Annotated in this window: 16 protein-coding genes; 8 read left to right on the top strand and 8 right to left on the bottom strand. The window is 48.7% G+C overall.

Annotated features, from left to right (window positions below):
• Window positions 1-19 precede the first annotated feature (19 nt).
• Window positions 20-235 carry a 30S ribosomal protein S21 gene (rpsU, locus tag ACKLNH_RS05240; protein ID WP_086939748.1) on the bottom strand — a complete coding sequence of 72 codons (216 nt, stop codon included), beginning with the start codon at window positions 233-235 and terminating at the stop codon, window positions 20-22.
• Between the two features lie 183 nt (window positions 236-418).
• On the opposite strand from rpsU, the gene tsaD reads away from it, so the two are divergent.
• Entirely contained in the window at window positions 419-1,438 is a 1,020-nt protein-coding gene (tsaD, locus tag ACKLNH_RS05235; RefSeq protein WP_413111185.1) for a tRNA (adenosine(37)-N6)-threonylcarbamoyltransferase complex transferase subunit TsaD, read from the top strand.
• Between the two features lie 35 nt (window positions 1,439-1,473).
• Here the strand turns inward: tsaD and plsY are convergent, their stop codons facing one another.
• Window positions 1,474-2,082 carry a glycerol-3-phosphate 1-O-acyltransferase PlsY gene (gene plsY, locus ACKLNH_RS05230; RefSeq protein WP_413111184.1) on the bottom strand — a complete coding sequence of 203 codons (609 nt, stop codon included), beginning with the start codon at window positions 2,080-2,082 and terminating at the stop codon, window positions 1,474-1,476.
• Between the two features lie 162 nt (window positions 2,083-2,244).
• Here plsY and folB point away from each other — a divergent pair, with 162 nt between their 5' ends.
• From folB to ACKLNH_RS05215, 3 genes are read left to right on the top strand one after another with little or no spacing between them, the layout of a single operon-like run.
• The gene (folB, locus tag ACKLNH_RS05225) at window positions 2,245-2,598 is read left to right on the top strand and encodes a dihydroneopterin aldolase (protein WP_413111183.1); all 354 of its coding nucleotides are present in this window, start codon (window positions 2,245-2,247) and stop codon (window positions 2,596-2,598) included.
• A complete protein-coding gene (gene folK, locus ACKLNH_RS05220) occupies window positions 2,598-3,089 on the top strand; it encodes a 2-amino-4-hydroxy-6-hydroxymethyldihydropteridine diphosphokinase (protein WP_413111182.1) in 492 nt (163 codons plus the stop codon). The genes folB and folK overlap by 1 nt, the downstream gene beginning before the upstream one ends.
• Before the next feature lie 15 nt (window positions 3,090-3,104).
• A complete protein-coding gene (locus ACKLNH_RS05215) occupies window positions 3,105-3,911 on the top strand; it encodes an undecaprenyl-diphosphate phosphatase (RefSeq protein WP_413111181.1) in 807 nt (268 codons plus the stop codon).
• Window positions 3,912-3,970: 59 nt separating this feature from the next.
• Here ACKLNH_RS05215 and ACKLNH_RS05210 read toward each other — a convergent pair whose 3' ends face one another.
• Window positions 3,971-5,206, bottom strand: coding sequence for a multifunctional CCA addition/repair protein (locus ACKLNH_RS05210; RefSeq protein ID WP_413111180.1), 1,236 nt, complete (start codon window positions 5,204-5,206; stop codon window positions 3,971-3,973).
• Between the two features lie 130 nt (window positions 5,207-5,336).
• Here ACKLNH_RS05210 and ACKLNH_RS05205 point away from each other — a divergent pair, with 130 nt between their 5' ends.
• Complete coding sequence (locus tag ACKLNH_RS05205; RefSeq protein WP_413111179.1) at window positions 5,337-7,514, top strand: AAA family ATPase; 2,178 nt, start codon at window positions 5,337-5,339, stop codon at window positions 7,512-7,514.
• Window positions 7,515-7,578: 64 nt separating this feature from the next.
• Here the strand turns inward: ACKLNH_RS05205 and ACKLNH_RS05200 are convergent, their stop codons facing one another.
• The 3 genes from ACKLNH_RS05200 to ACKLNH_RS05190 all read right to left on the bottom strand — a co-directional run bounded on the left by ACKLNH_RS05200 (window position 7,579) and on the right by ACKLNH_RS05190 (window position 10,286).
• Window positions 7,579-8,187 carry a TIGR04211 family SH3 domain-containing protein gene (locus ACKLNH_RS05200; RefSeq protein WP_413111178.1) on the bottom strand — a complete coding sequence of 203 codons (609 nt, stop codon included), beginning with the start codon at window positions 8,185-8,187 and terminating at the stop codon, window positions 7,579-7,581.
• A 121-nt stretch (window positions 8,188-8,308) separates the two neighbouring features.
• Entirely contained in the window at window positions 8,309-9,577 is a 1,269-nt protein-coding gene (locus ACKLNH_RS05195) for an inorganic phosphate transporter (RefSeq protein WP_413111177.1), read from the bottom strand.
• Between the two features lie 28 nt (window positions 9,578-9,605).
• Complete coding sequence (locus tag ACKLNH_RS05190) at window positions 9,606-10,286, bottom strand: TIGR00153 family protein (protein WP_413111176.1); 681 nt, start codon at window positions 10,284-10,286, stop codon at window positions 9,606-9,608.
• A gap of 180 nt (window positions 10,287-10,466) precedes the next feature.
• Between ACKLNH_RS05190 and ACKLNH_RS05185 the strand changes: the two genes are divergently transcribed.
• The gene (locus ACKLNH_RS05185) at window positions 10,467-11,984 is read left to right on the top strand and encodes a CYTH and CHAD domain-containing protein (protein ID WP_413111175.1); all 1,518 of its coding nucleotides are present in this window, start codon (window positions 10,467-10,469) and stop codon (window positions 11,982-11,984) included.
• A gap of 27 nt (window positions 11,985-12,011) precedes the next feature.
• On the opposite strand, the gene ACKLNH_RS05180 is transcribed toward ACKLNH_RS05185, so the two are convergent.
• Window positions 12,012-12,791 (bottom strand): potassium channel family protein, encoded by a 780-nt coding sequence (locus tag ACKLNH_RS05180; RefSeq protein ID WP_413111174.1) that lies wholly within the window; start codon window positions 12,789-12,791, stop codon window positions 12,012-12,014.
• A gap of 213 nt (window positions 12,792-13,004) precedes the next feature.
• Here ACKLNH_RS05180 and glnE point away from each other — a divergent pair, with 213 nt between their 5' ends.
• Entirely contained in the window at window positions 13,005-15,854 is a 2,850-nt protein-coding gene (gene glnE, locus ACKLNH_RS05175) for a bifunctional [glutamate--ammonia ligase]-adenylyl-L-tyrosine phosphorylase/[glutamate--ammonia-ligase] adenylyltransferase (RefSeq protein ID WP_413111173.1), read from the top strand.
• A gap of 85 nt (window positions 15,855-15,939) precedes the next feature.
• On the opposite strand, the gene lpxL is transcribed toward glnE, so the two are convergent.
• Complete coding sequence (lpxL, locus tag ACKLNH_RS05170; protein ID WP_413111172.1) at window positions 15,940-16,890, bottom strand: LpxL/LpxP family Kdo(2)-lipid IV(A) lauroyl/palmitoleoyl acyltransferase; 951 nt, start codon at window positions 16,888-16,890, stop codon at window positions 15,940-15,942.
• 129 nt (window positions 16,891-17,019) lie between these two features.
• On the opposite strand from lpxL, the gene hldE reads away from it, so the two are divergent.
• Entirely contained in the window at window positions 17,020-18,450 is a 1,431-nt protein-coding gene (hldE, locus tag ACKLNH_RS05165) for a bifunctional D-glycero-beta-D-manno-heptose-7-phosphate kinase/D-glycero-beta-D-manno-heptose 1-phosphate adenylyltransferase HldE (protein WP_413111171.1), read from the top strand.
• Window positions 18,451-18,518 lie beyond the last annotated feature (68 nt).

Genomic DNA, 18,518 nt, shown 5'->3' with positions numbered 1-18,518 from the left:
TCCTTCTGCTAATCAGCGATTAGTACAGACGAACGCGACGCGCGTTTTCGCGAGCCAATTTTTTCAGGTGACGCTTAACTGCCGCTGCTTTAGCACGCTTACGTACAGTAGTTGGTTTTTCATAATGCTCGCGACGGCGAACTTCTGAAAGGATACCTGCTTTTTCGCAAGAGCGCTTGAAACGACGTAGTGCTACGTCAAACGGTTCGTTTTCACGTACTTTGATTACTGGCATGTAATACTCACCTCAGAGTGTGTGTTCGTTATGCTGACGGCTAAAAGTGCCAGCTGTTTAAAAATGGTGCGAAATTTTAATCTGATCACGGGGTGTTTGTAAAGCAAATTGCGAGATGAACTGGTTAATTTCTGTCGTCGAGGGTAGTATGTGCGCAAATCGCGCGGGGTATCAGAGGTAAGTATGCGAATTCTGGGTATTGAAACGTCCTGTGATGAGACAGGAATCGCCATTTATGATGACAAAAAAGGTTTACTGGCACATCAACTTTACAGTCAGGTGAAACTGCACGCTGATTATGGTGGGGTTGTGCCAGAGCTAGCATCACGTGATCATGTTAAAAAGACCATTCCACTGATCAAGGCGGCGCTGCAGCAGGCGGGGCTGACTAAAGAAGATATTGATGGCGTCGCTTTTACTGCAGGGCCTGGCTTGGTTGGTGCTCTGTTAGTTGGCGCAACCATCGGGCGCAGTATTGCTTATGCATGGGGGGTGCCGGCGGTACCCGTACACCATATGGAAGGCCACCTTTTAGCACCAATGCTAGAAGACAATGCCCCTGAATTTCCATTTGTTGCTTTACTGGTGTCGGGTGGTCATACGCTGTTGGTGGATGTGAAGGGCATTGGAGATTACACCATCTTAGGGGAGTCTATTGACGACGCTGCAGGTGAAGCCTTTGATAAAACAGCCAAATTAATGGGGCTTGATTATCCTGGTGGCCCCCGTTTAGCTAAATTAGCAGAAAACGGCTGTGCAGATCGTTTTACCTTTCCTCGTCCAATGACCGACCGTCCAGGCTTAGATTTTAGCTTTTCTGGTCTGAAAACGTTTGCTGCAAATACCATCCGCGCTAACGATGATGATGCGCAGACTCGCGCGGATATCGCCTTTGCATTTCAACACGCAGTGGTGGATACCTTGGCAATTAAGTGTAAACGCGCATTGAAGCAAACGGGGCGTAAACGCTTAGTGATTGCTGGAGGCGTGAGTGCCAATGTGTACTTGCGTGAACAACTGGCAGAGATGATGGCGAAAATGCACGGTGAGGTCTTTTATCCGCGCAATGAGTTCTGTACCGATAACGGTGCCATGATTGCGTATGCAGGTATGCAGCGCTTGAAAAATGGTGAAGCATTAGGGCTTGGTGTGAAAGCTTATCCGCGCTGGCCACTTGATCAATTACAAGCGATAACGTCTTAGCGTTTCCGAGGGGCGGTCAGCGAGTCTGGCTGCTTCTATTCTTGATGTTTTTTTTGGATTTTTTGCCAGATTTTGTTCTCTTTTCCTTTGATTAAGCGAGCAATATTGTCACTATGTCGCCATATAATTAAGCACGATAGCATCGACACCGCAATGGTGTATTCGGGCTTAAACCACCAAGTGAATAACGGTGCCAACAATGCGGTGACAACAGAGCCGAGAGAGGAGTAGCCACTAGCGGCGACAACGGCCAACCAAGATGCAATCAGTAGCCCTGCCAAACTCCAACCGATGGGAGCGAGCGCCCCTAACGCCGTAGCCACGCCTTTGCCGCCCTTAAAGTGGAAAAAGACGGGATAGATATGCCCAAGGCAAGCGGCGATACCAACAAAACCAAGATAGAGTGGATTTAAGCCGAGAAAATAGCTGCCCCAGACCGGTAGCATTCCTTTGAGGATATCGAAAACTAACACGAGTAGTGCGGCAGTTTTCCCACCCATGCGTAGGACATTGGTCGCTCCCGGGTTGCCAGAACCTGATTCACGGGGGTCTGGTAAGCCGTATACGCGACAGATCAGCACTGCACTGGAGATCGACCCCAGTAGATAGGCAGCGATAATTATCAGTAAAGCCATAGCCATCATTTTGCATTTCCTACGAGCACGCTGAGCTTATTATTAAATTAAAGTTGCAGTTCGGTGCATTATCGAGCTGTGATATAGTTCGTCGACTTATTACCTGATAATACGCGCTTTTGTGCGTGTTTGGTATCCGACCTGTAGTTTATTTTTGTGGAGCAGAAACGCGTGGATACGGTTTTTATTGAACAGCTTGAGGTCATTACAACGATTGGTGTGTATGACTGGGAGCAGGAGATTAAGCAGAAGTTAGTGCTTGATATCGAGATGGCTCATGACAACCGAGCTGCTGGTGGTAGTGATGATGTTGCTGATGCGCTCGATTATGCGCAAGTGAGTCAGGCCGTCACCCAATTCATTACAGCAGGGCGCTTTTTATTGGTAGAACGCGTTGCAGAAGAGGTGGCAGCGTTGATCATGACGTCTTTTAATGTGCCTTGGGTAAAAATTCAGTTAAGAAAGCCGGGTGCAGTGGTGAATGCGCGCAGTGTTGGTGTCTGTATTGAGCGTGGAAAACGGTAGTGAACCGTGCGTTTATTAGTGTCGGGACAAACATTGAGCGTGAGAAACATGCTCGCTTAGGGGCGCAAGCCCTACGTGAACTGGATCGAAATGCTCGATTTTCAATGGTGTATGAAGCGCAAGCAGTCGGTTACAGTGGCAATAACTATTTCAATTTTATTGCTGAAATTAAAACGTCATTGAATGTTGTTAGTTTACGCAACAGATTAAAACAGATTGAGCAGCGTTATGAACCATCTAGGCACGCTGACGGGGTGCGTCAGCGCTGTTTGGATTTGGATATCATTATTTTTAGTGAGGCTTCCGGGCACAGCATGAAGCCCCGTGAGGATTTACATAAATTTGCGTTTGTTTTACGCCCTTTGAGTGAGCTAGCGCCTGACTTTATCGTCTGCACTGAACAGCAAACATTGGCGCAGCTCTGGCAACAGCATTCAAAACGCGCAGTGATGCGACACCAGCAGCTTTGGCCTGTCGATTTTATAATTTAGAGAAAAGGGAAACAAATGAGCGTAATTGAAGCGATGGTATTGGCATTAATTCAGGGATTGACGGAGTTTTTGCCGATATCGAGCTCTGCCCACCTTATCTTGCCATCAGCCTTGCTAGGCTGGGATGACCAAGGTTTGGCCTTTGATGTAGCGGTTCATGTGGGCAGCTTGGCTGCGGTAATGATTTATTTTCGAAAGGAAGTGGTCGCCTTACTGTCTTCTTGGCTAGGTTCTATGTTTAAGGGCGAGCGTAGCCCGGAAGCCAAATTGGCTTGGATCATTATCGTGGCGACACTGCCAGCTGGGATTTTGGGGCTGTTTTTAGATGATATTATTGATTTGTATTTGCGCTCGCCGTACGTGATTGCCTGTACGACGATATTGTTTGGCTTATTGCTGTGGTGGGCCGACAAGCACTCACTGCAGCAGCAAACCGAATATCAAGTGACCTGGAAGAAAGCGCTATTCATCGGTTTTGCACAAGCCGCAGCGATGATCCCAGGCACATCACGTTCAGGTGCAACGATGACCGCGGCACTCTATCTGGGGTTCACCCGTGAAGCAGCGGCGCGTTTTTCTTTTTTAATGTCGATGCCAATTATCCTTGCCGCAGGTGGATACCTCACCATGAAGTCAGTCTCTGTTGGTGCACCAATCGAACTGGGCCCCCTATTGATCGGTATTGCTGTCTCGTTTGTGAGTGCATACGCTTGTATTCACTACTTCCTGAAATTGGTGACGCACTTGGGAATGTTGCCTTTTGTGATCTACCGTCTTGGCCTAGGCGCATTCTTATTTGCGTTTCTAATGATGGCTAGCTAATTGTAATGTATGAACCTAGGCAGGCTAGAATGGTAGCCTGCCTAGTAAATACTTATTTCCTAATCCGCTGACGTAGAATGGGCTTTTATTTCTGCGACAGCTTCAGCACGCTGCCTGCCTAGCTCCGCTCTAATCTCAGCGCCTTTAAATCCAGCGGCAATGATTGGCTGAACCGTTACGGCGACAGCGGCATTAAAACAGGCGAGTAAATACGCTTTTTGCGGATATGGTGCGTCCTCAAGTCCTGTCCTTCCTCGACAATCCGCTTTTGCTGCCGTTAAGAGCTGCTCAAGCCGTTCCGGCCTACGCCAGACATCGATGCGATCAAATAGCTTAATAATGGTGTCTGGACGCAGTTCGAATGCGCGATGGACGTTGGTATGCTCTGTGCAGACAATCACGGCTAATTGACGGTACTCGTTCGGTACTTTTAATCGCTGACAAAGGGTGGTCACAGCGGCTTTGCCTAACAGCTCATGTTTAAGGTGACGCGGCCAGTTCTCTTTTGCCGTGAGCGCTTTACCTAGGTCATGAAGCTGGGCTGCAAAGCGCACCATAGTATCTGTACTCAGTGTGGCGGCTTGTTCTGCAACCAATAAGGTGTGAATGCCGGTATCGATTTCGGGGTGGTGTTGCGGCGGTTGTGGGACGCCGAACAGGGCATCCAACTCCGGCATGACGGTTTTTAACGCGCCACACTGGCGCAGAACGGCAATAAATATATCAGGGCGAGGGCTGCTAAGGGCTTTCTCCCACTCTTGCCATACCCGCTCAGACGTTAATGCGTCGAGCTCTCCTGAGGCTGACATCTGGGTCATCAGATTGAGTGTTTCGGCGGCGATGGTAAAGCCTTGTGGTGCAAAACGAGCGGCGAAACGGGCCACGCGCAATACGCGCAGAGGATCTTCGCTGAAGGCGGGAGAGACATGGCGCAGTCGACGCTGTTGAAGATCCTCAATTCCACCGTAAGGATCGTGAAGTGTACCTTGGCTATCTTGTGCGATGGCGTTAATCGTCAGATCGCGGCGGATCAAATCTTCCTCAAGTGAGACGTCTGGCGCCGCATAGACTTCAAACCCGGTATAGCCTTTGCCTGATTTTCTTTCTGTGCGCGCCAGTGCATGTTCCTGCTTGGTTTTGGGATGTAAAAAAACCGGGAAATCTTGGCCGACTTGAGTGAAGCCTAAATCAAGCATTTGTTGTGGGTGTGCGCCGACGACGACCCAGTCTTTATCTTTAACCGGTAAGCCGAGTAGTGCATCACGGACTGCACCGCCGACAAGATAAACGTCCATAATTGTCCTATGTTGAAGTATGGGGTTAGGTAAATTGCAATTAGTATCGCAACTTAGTGCGATCAAAAATATGTAACTTGTCTATATTGTGGCACTATTATCTTCATTTGTTTATCTCGGGTAAGCGTTTATGTACAAGGATTTTTTCGCGCTGAAAGAGTCGCCGTTCACGATTGTTCCTAGTGCTCGGTTTCTATTTCTTAGTGAGCGTCATCGCGAAGCGCTCAATCACATGCTATCCGGATTAGGCGATGGCGGCGGCTTTGCCCTACTGACCGGAGAAGTCGGCACAGGTAAAACAACCGTTCTGCGCGCCTTAATTGCTCGCCTAGAAGAGAGTACCGAGGTCGCAATATTAATGAATCCTAGCTTGTCAGCATTGGAGTTGCTTGCCAGCATTTGTGATGAATTTCAGTTGACCTATCCAACCGATCCCTCATTAAAGCAGTTGACGGACGCGTTATATGAAAAGCTGAAAAGAAATGATGCCGCCGGACGTCAAACGGTGCTAATTATCGATGAAGCACAGCATCTGATGCCGGATGTGCTTGAGCAGTTGCGCTTATTGACGAATTTAGAAACCGACTCTCGCAAGCTACTAAAGGTCGTATTGATTGGCCAGCCTGAATTACAACGCTTGCTTCAACAAGATAATTTGCGCCAATTGGCACAGCGTATCACCTCGCGTTACCACCTATTGCCGTTGACCGAGGCCGAGGTAACCCATTATATCCAATATCGCTTACAAACGGTGGGTTGTTTGAATGACGTGTTTAACCCCAAAGCGATGACCGTGGTAGCCAAACGAACGTTGGGGATCCCGCGTTTAATCAATGTGGTGTGTGATAAGGCGATGCTGATTGCGTGCCAGAAAGGGCAGCGCATGGTGACGCCAGACATTGTTAGCACGGCATGCGAGCAGGTACTTGATTGGCAAACCGCCAGTGTTGAGCCTGTACGTGAACGGCCAGTTTTACCGGTGATGCTGGCGGTAGGTGTCGCTTTACTCGCGACGGGGTGGGGGATCTATCACTGGATGCCTCAATGGGCTGCGGATACCGCATTTTCAACGCCGGCTCAGAGTGCTGTTGTGTTGACGGAGGGCTCGTCCGTCGAGACGCCAATATTACCAGTAAATATCGCTGTGGTTGAAACGCCTTTACCAGCGATACCGGAGACGCCGGCCATGGCTTATCCTGATGACATTTGGTCGTTACGTGGTGAGCCAAGGCATGCGCTACAAGTGTTAGGGCAGTTGTGGGGGGTAGCTTTAACTTACCCACAATCGAGTTGTCAGATGCTAGAGAGTGCAGCGGTTCAATGTTACACCGCTCAAGTTACCTTGGCACAATTACGCATGATCGACAAGCCTGCGGTACTGACGCTGGCTTCGCAGCAACAACGTCTATCGGCGCTTCTGTATGCACTGGATGATAGCCAAGCAGAGTTATTGATTGATGGGTACCGCATTGCTGTCAGTTATCAGTGGCTGGAGAAGTACTGGACGGGTGATGCCGTGTGGTTATGGAAACCGCCTTTCAGTGATACTGTCATTTTGCCAGGCCAGCGTGGTGAGCCAGTGCAATGGCTAGATCAGCGTCTTGCGCTAGTGTTGGGTGTTCGCTCACTACAAACGGACAGTCTTAACAGTGCGATGCGAGAGCGCGTGGCGCGCTTCCAGCGCAATCAACTCCTGCAAGCGGATGGTATCCCTGGGCCAATGACTCTGATGTCGCTCCAGTCCGCATTGAGGCTTTCAGGTCCGGACTTAATGCCGGTAGGTCGTCAGATTGAACGTATCAGTGCTAATTATCAATTTGCACCTTACCCTCTTATTGATGCCGGGGAGCCGCTGTTGTTGACACAAGCGACGGCGTCGCAGCTCTCCAAACTTCCAACGCCGTCTTCGGACGCTCCTGTTGCAATAGCCCAAGCGGAATCATCATCGCTGGATACGCTAGATCTGTCAGAGCTATCTCCTGAGCTAGCTCAACTGGTTGAAACTGCGTTAAATGAGACGACTTCTGCCCCTATCGCTAAGCAGGATGGCTCTTTGCAAAGCGAGACAGAAGCGGTGCCGATTGGGCAGTTACCAGCGAGTGTGCAACAGCGAATACCAGCCTTGAATTTTCAAACTCATATTTATGCATCGACAGCGAAAGCACGCTGGGTGAAGGTGAATAATCGTGAATTGTTTGAAGGGGATGAAGCGGCTCCAGGATTAGTGATTGCGGAAATCGCGCCTAATCATGTGGAGATGACCTTTGAGAACTACCGCTTTGAGATACCCGCCCTCTCTGAATGGTAACAAAAGAATCGCGGCAACAAAAAGGCTTGCATTGTGCAAGCCTTAATCAATTACAGAGTGGGGATTATGCCCAACCGTTTGGTTTCTTTTTCTTGCGCGGCATAACGTGCGGAAGCATCAGACCAAACATCAACCCTCCACCAGCGACCATGCCACCACGCATAAACCAACGCATAAGCAAGTCATTGTGTTGGGTGTCGAGCTTGGTTCGCATATCACGCATTTCTGCTTTCGTGTTACTTAGCTGCTCACTCAGTGTTTGGTTAACGGTTTCCAGTTCTTCAATTTGCGTATTGCTTTGCAACAAAGCGCTTTCTAAGTTGGCATGACGCGCATTGGCATCTTGCTGAGCACTAGCCAACTTAGCCTTGGTCTCTTGTAGCTCCTTCTCAACCATTGGCATGCGTTCTTTCAAGCCTGGGCGCGAGGTTATAAAGTCTTTACTCACCCAGCCATTGCGGCCACGAGAGTCAGTAATTTTGATGTAATCACCGCTGTGTTCATGCTGGGTGACTTTCGCCCCTGCATTGACACTGCCGATAATACGAAATTGCGTTCCCGGGCCTGAGTGCATGTAGGTGTGCAGATCGTCAGAGATATAACGGGTCTGTTGAGCATGAACAGGGGTGGAAATTGCGCAAGCCAAAATAATGAGGCGAATGAAATTCTTCACTTCAGGATCCTTAACGAATCGGAATTATAGTATTAAATGAGAGGGTGATAGTAAGAAGTTTATGCAGAGGGTGCAACACTAGAGAGGGGGCGTCCCCCTCTCTTTAGCGGTATATCACTACTTAACCAAACATGACTTGCATAATCTTAAAGAATATGACTGCTAGAAGTGCGCCTGCTGGAAGGGTGATGACCCAAGACACGACGATATTTCTCACTACGCCAAGGTTCAGTGCAGCAATACCACGGGCAAAGCCAACACCAAGTACAGCACCAACCAATGTTTGTGTGGTTGAGATTGGCAGACCAGTACCAGAGGCAAGAACAACCGTAGAGGCAGTTGCGAGCTGAGCAGCAAAGCCACGGCTTGGTGTTAGCTCGGTAATACCCGTACCAACCGTTGCCATTACTTTGTGTCCAAGTGTGGCTAAGCCAACCACGATACCAACACCACCCAGTGGTAAGATCCACCAAGCAATGCGAGTTTTCTCAGCAATTTCACCCATGTTTTGTACCGTTGATACAATGGCAGACAGAGGACCAATTGCGTTTGCAACATCGTTTGAACCGTGAGCAAAAGCCATCGCACAAGCGGTAATAACCATTAATAGGCTAAAGACACGTTCAACACCAGCAAAGCCGTTGCTATCAACAGCGGTTCCGTCATCGGTATATTTACGCTGGATGTAAGAGTGACCCACTGCCATTACGATGAAAGAGACAATAATGGCTGCAATCCAAGCTTCTCCAGTGGAGAGGTGGAGACCGACATGCTTAAGACCTTTTGTGATCGTAACTAACGCGATCACCAATGTAGTAAGGAACATGTAAGCAGGTACGTAGCGCTTAGCGTTATCCAGTGGGTTTGCGGTATCAAAGATCAGGCGTTGGGCGCTGACAAAGATAAAGTAAGCAAACAAACCAGAGATAAACGGAGTAATCAGCCAACTGCCGACGATCCCTTGCACTGAGCTCCAGTCTACGGCTTCTGTACCAACAGAAACACAAGCAAAACCGATAATCGCACCGATAATAGAGTGTGTTGTTGATACTGGCCAGCCCATGACAGATGCCATGATCAACCAAGTACCCGCAGCGAGCAGTGCTGACATCATACCAAAGACAAGAACATCAGGCTGATGGGCAAAGAGATCAGTATCGATAACGCCACGACGGATGGTATCCGTCACCTCGCCACCTGCTAGGTATGCACCCGCAAATTCGAAGACCATAGCAATTAGAATGGCTTGTTTGACCGTCAGCGCTTTAGAGCCGACCGACGTACCCATGGCGTTGGCAACATCGTTTGCACCGATACCAACAGCCATAAGAAAACCAAACAACGCCGCCACTAAAATGAGTAGCGTGCCGTACTGAGACAAAATTTCCATTGTTAAATAACCTATTTTCTGAACACGACTACGCGCGTGACAACATCAGTTCGAGTCGTGAACCCACACGTTGGGCTTGGTCAGCGATTTCGCCAACCCACTCGAGGATTTTATAAAGGAACATGACATCCACAGGATTGTGGTTAGCTTCAATTGCTAGCAGTTGCTGGCGTAAATTGATTTGCATCGTATCAGTATCATCTTCAATGACATCAAGCTGATGGATCATCTCTTCAACTAAAGCAACTTCACGTCCTTTGAATCCTGTTTCAAGCAGTTCATCGAGTTCATGAATAACTTTCTTGGCTTGTTTCGCAGAATCTAAACAACGCTGCACATAGACAATAAAGTCAGGATACATTTCAGAAGGGATTTTTAACTGACGTCCGTAAACGCGCCCAGCAATATCTTTAGCGATATTGGCGAGTTTGTCTTGTTGAGTCAGCAGACTGAGCATATCAGTGCGGTCAACTGGCATGAACAAACCACGAGGTAGGCTTAAACGAATTTCTCGTTTTAGCTGATCAGCGTCTTTTTCGAGACGAGAGATCTTAGCTCGCAGTTTTTCAGCAGCCTCCCAATCACCGTCATGACACGCTGTGAAAAATGGGATAAGTTGTTCACAACAGGCATGTACTTTTGTGACATGATCCTGAAGTGGCGTTAGTGGGGATTTTGCAAATAATCCCATAATTGTATGTACTGGCATGGAGATCACACCTTAATAGGCCGTAAGGCTAAAATATAAGCGATGGTTTTAAGCGGCGAATGGTAACTCAAGGTCGCCGCCAAGAAAAACATTTTCATGTCTATACATAGCGTAATTTTCGGCTTGCCGTGAAGAAACTTTACCCATATTCTTGAAGTGACACGTTTTATAGGGTTACGTATGGAAACCGAGATAGAGCTGAAACTCTTTGTTTCAGAGCACTTTTCAGATATTTTAACGAAGAAAATCGAACAGTTAAAGATATTGCAGCAGGCGCGACGTGAACTGGGGAATATTTATTTTGATACTCCAGATAAACAGCTGCGCCAACACGATATAGGATTGCGTATTCGCCGCTTTGACGATGTATCGGTGCAGACACTTAAGACGGCTGGACGCGTTGTGGCCGGTTTGCATCAACGCCCTGAGTATAATGCGGAGTTAGTGGGTGATGCGATTGACCTCTCCCTTCACCCGAAGGATGCATGGCCAGACACTTTAAATGTGGCGCAATTACAAGCCGAGCTACAACCAATTTTTTCCACCAACTTTACTCGTCAGCAATGGTTGGTAGCACTCGATGATGGTAGCCAAGTTGAAATTGCCTTCGATGTTGGCGAAGTGATTGCTGGTGATAAAACCGACCCTATTTGCGAAGTCGAGTTAGAGTTGAAATCGGGACAAGCGGAAGCACTGTTTTCGCTAGCTCGTCAACTCTGTGCAGAAGGTGGAATGCGGCTAGGTAATTTAAGCAAGGCGGCGCGTGGTTATCGTTTAGCGGCCAACTATGCTGGCGATAAGATTAAACCACTGCCCTTGCTCGATGTCGCGAGTGAAACGCGAGTAGAGCAAGTGTTCGTCAGTAGTCTTGAGCATGCATTGGCACATTGGCATTATCATGAGCAAATTTTCTTTGAGCGACAAGAAGAACGAGCGCTGTATGAAGTTAGACAGGCGTTGCAGCTGATTCAACAAACGCTGTCTGTATTTGCTGATGTTATTCCAGCGCGGGGCAGTGCCCTTATCCGCCAAGAGTTAGAGTGGCTACGTGGTGAGCTACAGTGGCTTGATGAAGCAGAGAGTATCGCGCAGTTAATTGCTGATAAAGGCCATAAATTGCGCAAAATAGATGTGCGAAAGTCGCTGGTAAAACAGCTGAAGCAGCGTTGTAAACGTTTGCCGGATAGCAAAGAGATGCGGGTACTATTTCAATCCGCCCGTTATTGCAGCTTATTGCTCGATTTAAGTCGATGGATATTAAGTCGTGGTTGGCAAGCACTGCTCGATGATAAGGCACGCGATGTACTCGAAGGGCCGATTAAGCCATTTGCCGACGAACAGCTCTCGGTATCTTGGCAAGAACTGCTGGAAGTCTTTCCACTAGATAGCCAGTTTAGCAGTGATGACTATATTGGCCTGTATGCTCACTTGTCACGCAATTTACTGACTGGGCTATGTTTTGCCCATCTTTATGACCCTGAGCGTCGTGAGGCGTTTCGTTTGCCATGGTTCGATCTATTGCATGGCATCGAAGACTTGCAACAGTTAGATTTGATTGCCAACTTGCTTGATCAACAACCTGAACCTGATGATCGTGAACAGATCCGGCGTTGGGTTAACCGCAAGCAAATGTCATTACTGAATGCGATGCGCCAAACTCGAGATAATAGTTTGACGATACCGCCTTACTGGCCGTAATGCTTCACTCAATAACAGTAAGCCATCCTATGCTTGGGGTGGCTTTTTTTGTTTTAGTTCTTGTTCAAGTTGGCGCAATTGCGCTTGCTGTTGTTGCTGATTGTCGAGTAATTGTTGTTGAACCTCCACCAGCTGTCTTAGTGTTTGTGGATCTTTTTCTATGTGGTGATAGCGCTGGATGCTGCTAGTGACGAGACCTGCCACCATGCCAAAAATGGTCACTCCCGAGATAATAATAACCCCCGCAATTACCCTGCCAGCGGCGGTGACTGGGTAGAGATCACCATAGCCAACGGTAGAAATGGTCACCATGACCCACCATAACGCATCATTAAAGTTAAGAATAGTGGCGTTGGGCGCGTCACTTTCAACGATTAAAATGAATGTTGAACCGAGCGAAAAGATCAAAGTTAACAGCAGTAGCAGGCAGGCGACAGTGGTCTCTCTTGGGGCTTGCGCCAGTTGGCGTAGGATATTTTGGCTATGCCGAAGTAAGCGGATAATACGAAATATCTGAAATAGCCGAGCAAAGCGGAGCGCTTCAATAATGGGAATGCTGGCAAGATAATCAATCCAATGGTGTTTTAGGTAGGCGGTTTTGTTAGCACTACGCAGAAGATCAGCCGTTAATTGTATCCAGAAGGTGAGGCAAATTATACTGTCAACGGTAACGAGCCAGCGGTAGGTTTCTGTATAGCGGGCAGTCAGCAGTGATGTCGCAACGATAATCAGTGAAAGCAATGAGAGAGCAAAGGTCATCAGAGACATCGGGGTTAAGTCTGATTCACGGGAAGATAACTTTTTCATCTTGATTGTTTTATCATCGCTATAAAAGGTTAAACTACTGTTTACTATAAAACATATTCTCGCTGTCTGCTGTTATTGGCAACGGCATTCAAAGGACGACACAGTAAGACGGTGAAGTGATTCATAATGAGGATGAAGGTGTTACTTTCTGGATGCCTTGTTCTTAATTTACCGGGATACAAGCGCTTACTGCCGTATAGTTAGGAAGATGAAATGAAATTACCTTCACGATTAAATGAAGCCGGGATGCGTCATATTGAGCGTCTTGCCGCTCAACACTCTGGGGTGTTAGATGCGTTAAGTGATGAGCAGCATCAGACATTACTGGCTCTGTTTGCTTGTAGTGATTTTATTGCCGAGAGCATGATCCAGCATCCAGAGATGGTCACTTGGTACTTTCTTCCTGAACAGCAACCGGGGAAAGCCCGTTGTTATCGCACCCGGTTAGCGCAACGATTACATGGCATTCATGATGAGGCGGGACTGATGGCTGTACTGCGTCAGTTTAGACGTCAAGAGATGGTATTACTGGCTGGGCATGATTTTTTATCGCAACAGGCGTTAACCATCAGTTTAAGTCGCTTATCAGAGCTGGCTGAAGCGCTGATCATGGAAGCATATCACTGGTTATATCAGCGCAGTTGTTTGGAGTGGGGTACGCCAACCAATGCGGCAGGAGAAGCGCAGCCGATGTTGGTGCTCGGTATGGGGAAGCTGGGAGGAGGTGAATTAAATTTTTCATCGGATATTGATCTCATCTTCACCTACCCAGATAACGGCGAAACCGTTGGGGCTCGACGCTCGATCGCAAACGCACAGTTTTTTACCCGTTTAGGGCAACGTCTCATTAAAGCCCTTGATCAACAAACCTTTGATGGTTTTTGCTATCGTGTGGATATGCGTTTGCGTCCTTTTGGTGATAGTGGCCCGTTAGTGATGAGCTATTCTGCGCTGGAAGACTATTATCAAGAACAAGGACGAGATTGGGAGCGTTACGCCATGCTCAAGGCGCGGGTGATGGGAAGAGAAAGCTTCGCGCGTTACCAAGAGCTACGTCAGATGCTGCGCCCATTTGTTTTTCGTCGCTATATTGATTTTAGTGCGATTCAATCATTGCGTCGCATGAAAGCCATGATTAGCAGCGAGGTTCGTCGCCGAGGATTACAAAACAATATTAAGCTGGGGCCGGGCGGCATTCGTGAAGTGGAGTTTATTGCGCAGTCTTTCCAACTGATCCGCGGTGGACGTACACCACAGCTGCGTGGCCGTGGGTTGTTGGAAACATTAAAAGCCATCGACGATAACGGGCTGTTGCCTCAACAAGATGTCGCGGTTTTGCGTGACGGCTATTTGTTGTTGCGTCGTATAGAAAACTTACTGCAAGCGATAAATGATGCGCAGACGCAAACCTTGCCGCAGGGTGAGTTAGATCGAGATCGACTTGCTTATGCGTCCGGTTATTTGGATTGGGATGCCCTTCAATGTGCGATTGACTCTCACATGGCGGCGATACACCGGGTGTTTGATGACCTGATTGGCGATGAAGAGCAAGAGAGTGCTAGCCCAGTCGCGGCGCATTTCCAAGAAGTGTGGGACATGGCGCGTGATGAAACCGTATTATTAAGCATATTTGATGAACATAACTTTGCTCACCCAAACGAGCTCAGCCGTGCGTTACTTGGTTTTAAAGCTGAGTTAGCGAAGCGAACCTTAGGCCAGCGTGGGCGAGAAGTATTAAATCGTTTGATGCCAACGCTGCTAAGTCATCTATTGCCGCACGAGGATGCGGGAGTGGTGTTGCCACGCATCCTTAATTTATTGGTCAGTATAGCTACCCGCACGACCTACTTAGAGTTGTTGGCTGAACACCCGAATGCGCAATATCAACTGGTACGTTTATGTGCCGCTAGCACCATGATTGCCGAGCAACTTGCCCGTTATCCAATTCTGCTTGATGCACTCTTAGACCCGCACCAACTCTATCATCCTATCCCGCTCGCTCAATACCGTGATGAGTTGCGCGAGTACTTAGCGCGTATTCCTGAAGAGGATATGGAGCAACAAATGGAAGGGATCCGTCAGTTTAAGCAGGCGCAGTTGCTGCGAATTGCTGCGGCTGATATTGCCGGTGTGTTGCCAGTGATGCAGGTCAGCGATCACTTAACCTATTTGGCTGAGGCGATAGTAGAAGCGGTCATTAGTCAGGCTTGGTTCCAAATGAGCAGTAAGTTTGGTCAACCAAGTTACTTACGCGAGCGTGGGGGACGTGGATTTGCCGTGGTGGGCTATGGCAAGGTTGGTGGTTGGGAGTTGGGCTATAACTCTGACTTAGACATTGTGTTCTTAACCGATTGTCCCGCAAATGATATGACGGATGGTGAAAAACAGATAGATAGCCGGCAGTTTTATGCACGTCTCGCGCAACGTATTGTGCACCTTTTCTCTACGCGCACAGCGACAGGGGTGTTATACGAAATTGATACCCGTTTGAGGCCATCAGGTGCGTCAGGGTTACTGGTTAGCACGTTGGAAGCCTTTGAGGTGTATCAGTGCCAAGAAGCATGGACGTGGGAGCATCAAGCATTGGTGCGTGCACGCGTGATATATGGTGATGACCAACTGGTCGATGGGTTTGCTCAAGCGCGTAAAAAGGTGTTGTGCTTACCGCGTCAAACGGCCCAGTTGCGGCTTGATGTGGTTAAAATGCGTGAGAAAATGCGCGCTCACTTAGGCAATAAAAAAGCGGGACGCTTTATGTTGAAACAAGATAGCGGTGGGATCACCGATATTGAGTTTATTGCCCAGTACCTTGTTTTAAATCATGCTGCAGAGCTAAAGGTATTAACACGCTGGTCTGACAATGTCCGTCTTTTTGAACTGCTGGCACAATGTGATGTTTTATCGGTGACCGAGGCACACGCAGTCACGCAGGCTTATACCGCGATGCGAAATGAGATACACCGCTTAAATCTCATGGGAAAAGAGGCGGATGTGGATGAACAGGCCTTTAGTTCGCAACGCGAGGTGGTAACGGCGCTATGGCAACGGCTGTTTGCTGAGTGATGCTTGAGGTGTGAGTCGCCACTTCGTGTTCGTCGTCAGATACGCTCTCCCTCCTCGACCAGAAGGGAGAGTGGAAAATCGTTGGTTAACCTTTATAACGCGGGTCTTTATCGCCATATAAGCTCGGCTGACCTTCTGGGCGGGTTTTGAAGCGGCGGTGAAGCCACATGTATTCACCTGGCGCCAGACGAATCGCTTGCTCAATCACCCGGTTAGCCGTCGCGGCGATAGCCTCTGCATCACCGTAAGGGACATCCTCAACCGGGGAGACTTTGGCGACATAACCGCGATTATCGGCGCGGCGATGAAAGCTGAAACCGATCACGGCGGCATGGCTGGCATCGGCGAGAATCGCTGTTCCTGTTGTCGTACAAGCATCTGGCACGGCGAAATAGGGAACAAAGACCGAGCGGCGTGCGCCATAATCATGATCAGGCATGTACCATAGAGCTTGACCATCTTTGAGGGTTTGAATCATTCCCTTAACATTCTTTTTATGGATAAGCCCTTTATTCGACCTTGCGCGTCCACGGTATTGGATGTAATCAAAGGCGGGATTGTTGTTAGGTCGGTATACGCCATAGCCTGGCGTAACCATGCCCATAGCGCGAGCGCAGACCTCAAGGTTTAGGTTGTGGTAACCCAGTACCAGTACGCCTTGTCCTTGCTGCATGATAGCCTCAACCTCTTCCATCCCCTCTATCTCAACCAGCTTGCGCATGCGCCACTCTGGCCAAAACCATGCAATACACGTTTCAATCAACGCCAAGCCAGAAGATTCGATGTTCTCAATAACCAATGCTTCGCGCTCTTCTTCACTGAGCTCGGGAAAGCAGAGTGCAAGGTTTCGCCTCACAATATGTAACCGCTTTGGCATCAGCTTCATCATTAGATGACCGAGACCACGTCCAAGCTGGAACAGCACACGATAAGGCAGCCAAGAGATGAGATACATGAGTCCCATGCCAAACCAGACAAGCCAAAAGCGAGGATGGAGTAGGGCTAGGCGAAATTGCGGTGAAGAATATTTGTTCATGGGCAGAACTGGTCGTTTTATAAGTTGATCTCTGACTGTATTGTAAAGGTTTTCGCCATGATTGGTAGCTGTTGCTCGCCTTTGGTTATGATACACTCGCCCTGTTTCCTGTACCCCGCGGAGAGAAAGATGAAACTTACCCTGCCTGATTATGATCAAGCCAATGTATTAGTTGTCGGTGACGTGATGCTGGATCGTTACTGGACCGGCCCGACAGGCCGTATTTCGCCAGAAGCCCCAGTTCCGGTGGTTAAGGTCGATCAAATTGAAGAGCGTCCAGGGGGGGCAGCAAACGTTGCCATGAATATTGCCGCACTGGGTGGTCGGGCGCAACTTATTGGTTTAACGGGTGAAGATGAAGCCGCGAAGGCACTGACTGAAACACTGGCGTCGCTTAAGGTCGAGTGCGATTTTGTTAAGTTGCCAGATTATCCCACCATTACCAAACTGCGTGTGATGAGCCGTGGTCAGCAATTGATCCGCCTTGATTTCGAAGAAGGCTTTCATGACGTGGCACAGGAGAAGGTGCTTCCTCCTGTAATGGCGGGTTTGAATGAAACCAAAGTCATGATCCTTTCTGATTATGCAAAAGGCGCACTAGAACACGTCCGTGAGATGATTGCGGCGGCTCGCGCAGCGAATGTCGCGGTGTTGATTGATCCAAAGGGAACGGACTTTGAGCGCTACCGTGGTGCAACACTCTTAACGCCGAATCTGTCTGAGTTTGAAGCCGTAGTAGGTAAAACCACTGGCGATGAAGACATTGTAGAGAAAGGTTTAACCTTACTGGACAAATTTGATTTCGAGGCTCTGCTCGTAACGCGTTCAGAGCATGGCATGACACTGATTCGCCGCAATGCCGAACCATTCCACTTGCCAACACAAGCACAAGAAGTCTTTGATGTAACGGGTGCCGGCGATACGGTGATTTCTGTGCTTGCGGCTTCGTTGGCAGCCGGAAAATCGTATGAGCATGCGTGTGTGCTAGCAAATGCAGCAGCAGGTGTGGTTGTCGGGAAGCTGGGTACCTCGACAGTGTCTACGATTGAGCTTGCAGAAGCGGTACATGGCACACAAGAAACCGGCTTTGGTGTGATTGCCGAGTCAGCACTAAAAGTGGCGGTGGCAGAAGCGCGTAAGCGCGGCGAAACGGTGGTGATGACCAATGGCTGCTTTGATATTTTGCATGCCGGGCACGTGTCATACCTCAATGAAGCTGCCAAGTTGGGCGATCGATTGATTGTGGCGGTAAACACGGATGAGTCCGTTAAAATGCTCAAAGGCCCAGGGCGACCAGTCAACCCAGTGGATCGCCGTATGGCGGTACTTGCAGGGCTAGGTAGCGTTGATTGGGTGGTACCGTTTAGCGAAGAGACACCGCAGCGTTTGATTGGTGAAGTCTTGCCAAGCCTATTGGTGAAGGGTGGTGACTATAAACCGGAAGAGATCGCGGGTGGAAAAGAGGTTGTAGCAGCGGGTGGTGCTGTGCAGGTGCTTAACTTTGAAGACGGTTGCTCAACGACCGAAATCATTCAGGCGATCCGTAGCGGCAAAGGCTAAGCGCCTCTTGAGTGAGTTGTGGGCTTGAAGAAGCCCTAGACCAGAGCCAAAAAAGCACCGAAAGGTGC

The organism is Thaumasiovibrio clandestinus, from assembly GCF_047250365.1.
Lineage (GTDB): Bacteria > Pseudomonadota > Gammaproteobacteria > Enterobacterales > Vibrionaceae > Thaumasiovibrio.
The sequence above is the reverse complement of the archived record's forward strand: the minus strand, read 5'-3'. Positions and strand labels throughout refer to the sequence as shown.